Origin of the sequence: Streptomyces sp. CBMA29 (assembly GCF_014596445.1) — a bacterium.
Classification (GTDB): Bacteria; Actinomycetota; Actinomycetes; order Streptomycetales; family Streptomycetaceae; genus Actinacidiphila.
On record NZ_MECL01000092.1, the window covers coordinates 1 to 7,651 of the forward strand.

The window sequence follows — 7,651 nt, forward strand, 5'->3', positions numbered from 1 at the left end:
ACGCCCGCGCCCGCCGCGGCCGAGCCGGTCGCCGTGCCGGAACCGGCGGACGTACCGGAACCGGCCGCTGTTCCTGCGCAGTCGGCCGGTACCGCGCCCGAGGCAACTTCCGAGGCCGAGGCCGGGGCCGTGCCTGAGACCGCCCCCGAGCCGGTCGTCGCCGGGCCCGTCCTCGCGGAGCCGGTCCTCGCGGAGCCGGTCGCCGCTGTCGCCGAGCCCGAAGAGGCCCAGCCGCTGCCGGTCGCCGTCGCCCCGCAGCAGGGGCCCGCGGCGGAGGCGTACGAGCCCGCCGTCCGGGACGCCGTGCACCGGGTGATCCGCGAACGGCGGGACATCCGCAACGGCTTCCGCTCCGACCCGATCCCGCACGACGTGCTGCTCCGTGTCCTGGAGGCGGCGCACACCGCGCCCAGCGTCGGGCACTCGCAGCCGTGGGACTTCGTCGTCATCAGATCGGCGAAGACCCGCGAGAAGATGCACGAACTGGCCATGCGGCAGCGGGAGGCGTACGCCAAGTCGCTCCCCAAGGGCCGGGCCCGGCAGTTCCGCGAGCTGAAGATCGAGGCGATCCTCGACACTCCGGTCAACATCGTGGTGACCGCCGACCCCACCCGCGGCGGCCGGCACACCCTCGGCCGCCACACGCAGCCGCAGATGGCGCCGTACTCCTCCGCGCTCGCCGTGGAGAACCTGTGGCTCGCCGCCCGCGCGGAAGGACTCGGCGTCGGCTGGGTCTCCTTCTTCGACGAGCGCCAGATGGTCACCGAACTGGGCCTGCCCGAGCACCTGGAGGTCGTCGCCTACCTGTGCGTCGGGTACGTCGACGAATTCCCCGACGAGCCCGAGCTGATGCAGGCCGGCTGGTCGCAGCGCCGCCCGCTGTCGTGGGTCGTGCACGACGAGGAGTACGGCAACCGCGCGCTGCCCGGCGAGGAGCCGCACGACCTGCTGGACGAGACTTTGCGCGGCATCCGCCCGCTGGACGCCAAGGCGCTCGGCGAGGCGTGGGAGCGGCAGAAGCGGATGACGAAACCGGCGGGCGCGCTGGGCATGCTGGAGATCATCTCCGCGCAGCTCAGCGGGCTTTCGCGGCAGTGCCCGCCGCCGATCCCCGAGCCCGCGGCCGTGGCGATCTTCGCCGGTGACCACGGGGTGCACGCCCAGGGCGTCACCGCGTGGCCGCAGGAGGTCACCGCGCAGATGGTGGCCAACTTCCTCGGCGGCGGCGCCGTGTGCAACGCCTTCGCCAACCAGGTCGGCGCCGAGGTCTGCGTCGTGGACGTCGGCGTCGCCTCCGAACTGCCCAGCACCCCGGGGCTGTTGCCGCGCAAGGTCCGCGCGGGCACCGCCGACTTCACCGCAGGGCCCGCGATGACCCGCGAAGAGGCGCTGCGCGCCATCGAGGTCGGCATCGAGACCGCTCGCGACCTCGTCGCCGCGGGCAACAAGGCGCTGCTCACCGGTGAGATGGGCATCGCGAACACCACGACGTCCGCCGCCCTCATCGCCGTCTACACCGGCGTCGACCCCGCCGAGGTCACCGGGCGCGGCACCGGCATCAACGACGAGATGCACGCCCGCAAGGTCGAGGTCGTCCGGCGCGCCCTCGACCTGCACCGGCCCGACCCCGGCGACCCCATCGGCGTCCTCACCGCCATCGGCGGTCTCGAACACGCCGCCATGGTCGGTCTCCTGCTCGGCGCCGCCGCCCTCCGCACCCCCGTCATCCTCGACGGCGTCAGCGCCGGTGCCGCCGCCTTGGTCGCTCGCGCCATCGCCCCCGAAGTGCTCGCCGCCTGCATCGCCGGGCACCGCAGCGCCGAGCCCGGACATGTCGCCGCGCTCACCACGCTGGGCCTGCGGCCCCTCGTCGACCTCGACCTCCGCCTCGGCGAAGGCACCGGGGCCTTGTTGGCGCTGCCCCTCGTCCAGAGCGCGGCGCGCGTCATGCACGAAGTCGCCACCTTCGACGCGGCGGGCGTCACCGAGAAGGGCTAGCCCCCGCACGGGGTGCCGCCGCTATGACCTCAACCCCCTCGCCGGTGCCTCCTCCCTCGGAGGGGGTGCCGCTCGCCGTGGCGTTCACAGCCGCGGTGCGTCGTGGTCGGCCGCGCCGTTCCCCGTGCCCCTTCGACGCGTCCTCCTCCCCAGAGGGTGAGCCGGCCTTTCAGGGGGCGCGGGGAACTGCGCGACGAGCCACGACGAGGCCGCGCGGAACCGGGGCCGATCGGGCCTGAGGCCAAAACGTAAGATCGGCACGGAGTGCAACCGTCGTGACAAGGAGCCGGACCGCATGGATCGCAAGGACGCCCCGGCGTACCCCGTAGGGCTGCGCCTCGCCGGACGGCGCGTCGTGGTGGTCGGAGGTGGCCAGGTGGCGCAGCGGCGGCTGCCGGCGCTGGTGTCGGCGGGGGCGGACATCGTGGTCGTGTCGCCGACGGTGACGCCGTCGGTGGAGGCGATGGCCGACGCGGGCGAGCTGCGCTGGGAGCGGCGGCCGTACGAGGACGGGGACCTGGAGGGCGCCTGGTACGCCCTGGTGGCCAGCACCGACGCGGCGGCGAACGCGGCGGCGTCCGCGGAGGCGGAGGCCCGCCGGGTGTGGTGCGTGCGCAGCGACGACGCGGAGGCGGCCACGGCGTGGACGCCCGCGACGGGCCGCACCGAGGGCGTGACGGTGGCGGTGCTGACCGGCAGGGACCCCCGGCGGTCGGCGGCGGTACGGGACGCGGTCGTCGAGGGGCTGCGGGACGGCACGTTGGTGGCGCCGCACCACAGGACGCGGACGGCGGGCGTGGCGCTGGTCGGCGGCGGCCCCGGCGACCCGGACCTGATCACGGTGCGCGGACGCCGCCTCCTGGCGGAGGCGGACGTGGTGATCGCCGACCGGCTCGGCCCGCGCGACCTGCTGGACGAACTGCCGCCGCACGTCGAGGTGATCGACGCGACGAAGATCCCGTACGGCCGGGCGATGGCCCAGGAGGCCATCAACAGCGCGCTGATCGAGCACGCCAGGGCGGGCAAGGCCGTGGTCCGGCTCAAGGGCGGCGACCCGTATGTCTTCGGGCGCGGTATGGAGGAGGCCGAGGCGCTGGCCGCGGCCGGTATCCCGGTCACCGTCGTACCCGGCATCTCCAGCTCCATCAGCGTGCCGGGCGCGGCCGGTATCCCGGTCACGCACCGGGGCGTGGCCCATGAGTTCACGGTGGTCAGCGGCCATGTCGCGCCCGACGACGCGCGCTCGCTGGTCGACTGGGCGGCGCTGGCCCGGCTGCGCGGCACCCTCGTGCTGCTGATGGCGGTCGAGCGGATCGGCCCGATCGCGGCGACGCTGGTGGCGGGCGGCCGGTCCGCCGACACTCCCGTGGCCGTGGTGCAGGAGGGCACGACGGCCGCGCAGCGCCGGGTGGACGCCACGCTGGCGACCGTCGCGGACGTCGTGGAAGCGGAAGGCGTACGTCCCCCGGCCGTGATCGTGATCGGCGACGTGGTCACCGTGGGCGGCGGCGTCGGACAGGGCCGTACCGGCCGGTGAACGGCTTGTGGATGCGCCGTTGGCAGGTGCCGGAGGACAGGGCAGTATCAGGCTGTGGCTGAGCTCATCACGATCGACGACCCCGACGACCCGCGCCTGCACGACTACACGTCGCTGACCGACGTGGACCTGCGCCGCCGCCGCGAACCCGCCGAAGGTCTCTTCATCGCCGAGGGCGAGAAGGTCATCAGGCGGGCCCGGCACGCCGGTTACCGCATGCGCTCGATGCTGCTGTCCGCCAAGTGGGTGGACGTCATGCGCGACGTCATCGACGAGGTGCCCGCGCCCGTCTACGCCGTCAGCCCCGACCTCGCGGAGCAGGTCACCGGCTACCACGTGCACCGGGGCGCCCTCGCCTCCATGCAGCGCAAGCCGCTGCCGACGGCCGAGGACCTGCTCGCCGCCGCCCCCGCCCAGCGCGCCGGACGCCGCGTCGCGATCTTCGAGGACATCGTCGACCACGCCAACCTCGGCGCCGCCTTCCGCAGCGCCGCCGCACTCGGCGTGGACGCCGTCTTCCTCTCACCGCGCTGCGCCGACCCCCTCTACCGGCGCGCCGTCAAGGTCTCCATGGGCGCCGTCCTCCAAGTCCCCTGGACCCGCCTGGCCTCCTGGCCCAAGGACATCGAACGCTTCCGCCAGCAGGGCTTCGTCACCGCCGCGCTCTGCCTCGCCGACAAGTCGATCACCATCAACGAGCTGGCCGCCCGCCGCTACCCCAAACTCGCCCTCATGCTCGGCACCGAAGGCGACGGCCTCTCCGTCGACGCCCTGCGCGCCGCCGACGAGTGGGTCAGCATCCCGATGGCCCCCGGCGTCGACTCCCTCAACGTTGCCGCCGCGTCGGCCGTCGCCTTCTACGCCACGCGCCTCTAGTCGGCGCGCGACCCGGGCACGTACACCCCGCGGCCGGGTGTTCTTCGGGGGCACGCCGCGCCCGCGCCCGCGCAAGGGCCTGTTTTCAGGGGCGCGGGGAACTGCGCGCGGCCCGCCGCGCCACCGGCCGGTGGCGCAGTTCCCCGCGCGCAGTTCCCCGTGCCCTAAAAACTGCCGCCCTAGGCGGGGCCAGGCAGCCCCACCAGGCCCGCCAGCGCCGCGCGGTGGTACCCCGGTGTGCCGAGGGCGATCTCGTCCGCCTTGGCGCGCTTGAGGTAGAGGTGGAGCGGATGCTCCCACGTCATGCCGATGCCGCCGTGCAACTGCAAGGCTTCTTCGGCGGCGTGGACCGCGACCGAGGCGACGTAGGACTGCGCGACGGCCACGGCCACGGCGGCGTCAGGTCCGCCGGAGGCAACCGCGTCGGCGGCGGCGCGAGCGGCGGCGCGGGCCGAGACGACCTCGAGCCAGAGGTCGGCGAGCCGGTGCTTGAGCGACTGGAAGGAGCCCACCACGCGCCCGAACTGGTGGCGCTCGCCGAGGTAGCGGACGGTCTCGTCCAGGCACCACTGGGCGATGCCGAGCTGTTCCGAGGCGAGCAGCCCGGCGCCCGTGAGCAGGGCGCGGTCCAGCGCGGCGGCCGGGTCTGCGGCGGGCAGCAGACGGCCGGCGGCGCCGGAGAGCTCCAGATCGGCGAGCGGCCGGGTGAGGTCGAGGGAAACCGGCCGTACGGTACGGACGTCGGCCGCCGCGACCTCGTAGAGTCCCGGGCCTTCGGGGCCGACGGCGGGGACGACGAGCACGTCCGCGACGAGGGCTTCCACGACGCTGGTGACACGGCCGGTCAGCGGACCGCCCGCGTCGGCGCGCACCGCCGTGGGGAAGGCGCCGCCGGGAGCGGCGGACAGCGGGACGGCCAGCGCCGCCGTGGCCGTCCCACCGGCGAGGCGGCCGAGCAGCGCCGCCACCCCCGCGTCCTCGGTGTCGCAGCCGAGCAGCGCGGTGGTGGCGAGGACGGCGCTGCCGAGGAAGGGCGTGGGCGCGGCGCCGCCGCCCAGGACTTCGAGGACGACGGCGGCCTCGCGCGCGGAGGCGCCCTGGCCGCCGAGCTTCTCCGGCACCAGCAGCCCGGCGAGGCCGAGTTCAGCGGCGAGCACCCGCCACAGCGCCGGGTCGTACGGTGTGTCGGTCTCGATCGCGGCCAGCACGGCCGTCGGCGGGCAGCGGTCGGCGAGGACGTCGCGGACGGCGGCCCGCAGGTCGTCCTCGACCTCGGAGTAGAGCAGGTCGGCGGTGCCGGGGGAGGGGGCGGAGGCGGCGGTCATCGCGGGAGGTCCTTCCAGGCGGCGTCCTTGTCGGTGCGGGGCTCGGAGGGCAGGCCGAGGACCCGCTCGGCGACGATGTTGCGCAGGATCTCGGAGGTGCCGCCCTCGATCGAGTTCCCCTTGGCCCGCAGATAGCGGTAGCCCGCGTCGCGGCCGTAGAAGTCGACGCTGCGCGGCCTGACCATCGTCCAGTCGCTGTAGCGCAGACCGTCCTCGCCGAGGAGTTCCACCTCGAGGCCGCTGATCTGCTGGTTGAGCCGGGCGAAGGCGAGCTTGAGCCCCGAGCCCTCGGGGCCCGGCGCGCCGGACACGAGCTGCTGGCGGACCCGTTCCGCGGTGAGCCGCGCGACCTCCGCGTCCACCCACAGCCGCATCAGCCGGTCGTGCAGCTCCGGCGTCCGCAGCTCGGGCCGCTCGCGCCAGGCCGCGGCGACGGGGCCCATCATGCCGCCCTCACGCGGCAGGCTCTGCCCGCCGATCGCCACCCGCTCGTTCATGAGCGTCGTCTGCGCGACCCGCCAGCCGTCGCCGATCTCGCCGAGCCGGTGCGCGTCGGGAATCCGCACCCCGCTGAGGAACACCTCGTTGAACTCGGCCTCACCGGTGATCTGCCGCAGCGGCCGTACCTCGACGCCGGGATCGGTCATGTCGCACACGAAGTACGTGATCCCTCGGTGCTTGGGCACATCCGGGTCGGTACGGGCGATGAGGATCGCCCAGCGCGCGTTGTGGGCGCTCGACGTCCAGACCTTCTGGCCGTCCACGACCCACTCGTCGCCGTCGCGCACCGCCCTCGTCCGCAGCCCCGCCAGGTCCGAGCCCGCGCCCGGCTCGCTGAAGAGCTGGCACCACACCTCCTCGCCGGTCCACAGCGGTCGCAGAAAGCGCGACTTCTGCTCCTCGGCGCCGTAGCGCAGGATGGTCGGCGCCGCCATGCCGAGCCCGATGCCGATCCGCCGGGGATCGTTGTCCGGCGCCCCGGCCGCCGTCAGCTCCGCGTCCACCACCGCCTGCGCCGCCCTCGGCGCGCCCAGGCCCCCGAGGCCCTCGGGGAAGTGCACCCACGCCAGCCCCGCGTCGAACCGCGCCCGCAGAAACTCCAGCGGCTCCGTCCGCCCCGGTTCCCACGCCGCCAGCAACGCCCTCGCCCGCCGGCGCAGCTCCTCCTCGTCGAGGCCGTCCTTCGCGGTGGTGGTCGTCATACGCCGCGTCCTTCCGTTCCGATCGCCCGAGCCCACTAAGCAAGCGCTTGGAAACCTAGCCGAAGTCCGCCCACCCGCGCCAGCCCCCCTGCGGGGGAGGCGTAACGCGTACGAACGCCCGCGCGAGTGCCACATTCTGTCGCGGAGACAGCCCGCGCCCCGGTGGGGGCCGCCCGCGCAGTTCCCCGTGCCCCTGAAAAGCCCGCCCCACCCGCCGTCCGCACTGTCCGGACGGCGGGTGGGGCCCCAAAGGGGCGCGGGGAACTGCGCGCGCAACCACGGCTGACCGGTGCTGCGGACTCCACGGATGTGGCACCCACCTGGGGGCGCGGGGAACTGCGCGACCAGCCACGATGTGGCGTGACCGTCGCCGCGACAGAAAGTGGCACCCACCTGGGGCCGCGGGGAACGGCGCGGGCGGCAGCCCTAGGGGCCCGAATCCCCGGCGGGAGCCGAGACGGTGACCGTCGGCGGGACGCCGAGTCCACGGGAGAGCCGGTGGCACCCCTGGGCGGCGGCGATGATGACGGCCGCGAGAAGGGTGACGATCACGAAGACGAAGACGCGCTGGCGCAACAGGCGCCGCTTCGGGCTGGCAGCGGGACGCCGACCGGTCGGCGTACGGGCGGCGGGGGTGCGGGTCCCGGAGGACCGGGGGCCGGGCGGCCGAGGCGGCGGCGTACGCGACGCGGAGCGCCCCCCGGACGTGCCGG

5 protein-coding genes and 1 pseudogene are annotated in these 7,651 nt (G+C 74.7%); 3 read left to right on the forward strand and 3 right to left on the reverse strand.

Annotated elements, in window-relative coordinates; all coding sequences use genetic code 11:
• From cobT to BGM09_RS14125, 3 genes are all read left to right on the forward strand, one after another.
• A partial coding sequence (gene cobT / locus BGM09_RS14115; RefSeq protein ID WP_188281904.1) for a nicotinate-nucleotide--dimethylbenzimidazole phosphoribosyltransferase occupies positions 1–1,998 on the forward strand: 1,998 nt, incomplete at its 5' end.
• A gap of 295 nt (positions 1,999–2,293) precedes the next feature.
• A complete protein-coding gene (cobA, locus tag BGM09_RS14120; protein ID WP_188281905.1) occupies positions 2,294–3,535 on the forward strand; it encodes a uroporphyrinogen-III C-methyltransferase in 1,242 nt (413 codons plus the stop codon).
• Between the two features lie 54 nt (positions 3,536–3,589).
• Positions 3,590–4,411, forward strand: coding sequence for a TrmH family RNA methyltransferase (locus BGM09_RS14125; RefSeq protein WP_188281906.1), 822 nt, complete (start codon positions 3,590–3,592; stop codon positions 4,409–4,411).
• Positions 4,412–4,590: 179 nt separating this feature from the next.
• Here BGM09_RS14125 and BGM09_RS14130 read toward each other — a convergent pair whose 3' ends face one another.
• From BGM09_RS14130 to BGM09_RS14140, 3 genes and pseudogenes are all read right to left on the reverse strand, one after another.
• Positions 4,591–5,736: an acyl-CoA dehydrogenase family protein gene (locus BGM09_RS14130; RefSeq protein WP_188281907.1), complete on the reverse strand. Its 1,146-nt coding sequence runs from the start codon at positions 5,734–5,736 to the stop codon at positions 4,591–4,593.
• Entirely contained in the window at positions 5,733–6,938 is a 1,206-nt protein-coding gene (locus tag BGM09_RS14135; protein ID WP_188281908.1) for an acyl-CoA dehydrogenase family protein, read from the reverse strand. Before BGM09_RS14135 ends, BGM09_RS14130 begins: the two co-directional genes overlap by 4 nt.
• 426 nt (positions 6,939–7,364) lie before the next feature.
• Positions 7,365–7,651 (reverse strand): annotated as a pseudogene (locus BGM09_RS14140) (serine/threonine protein kinase); the annotation flags it as partial.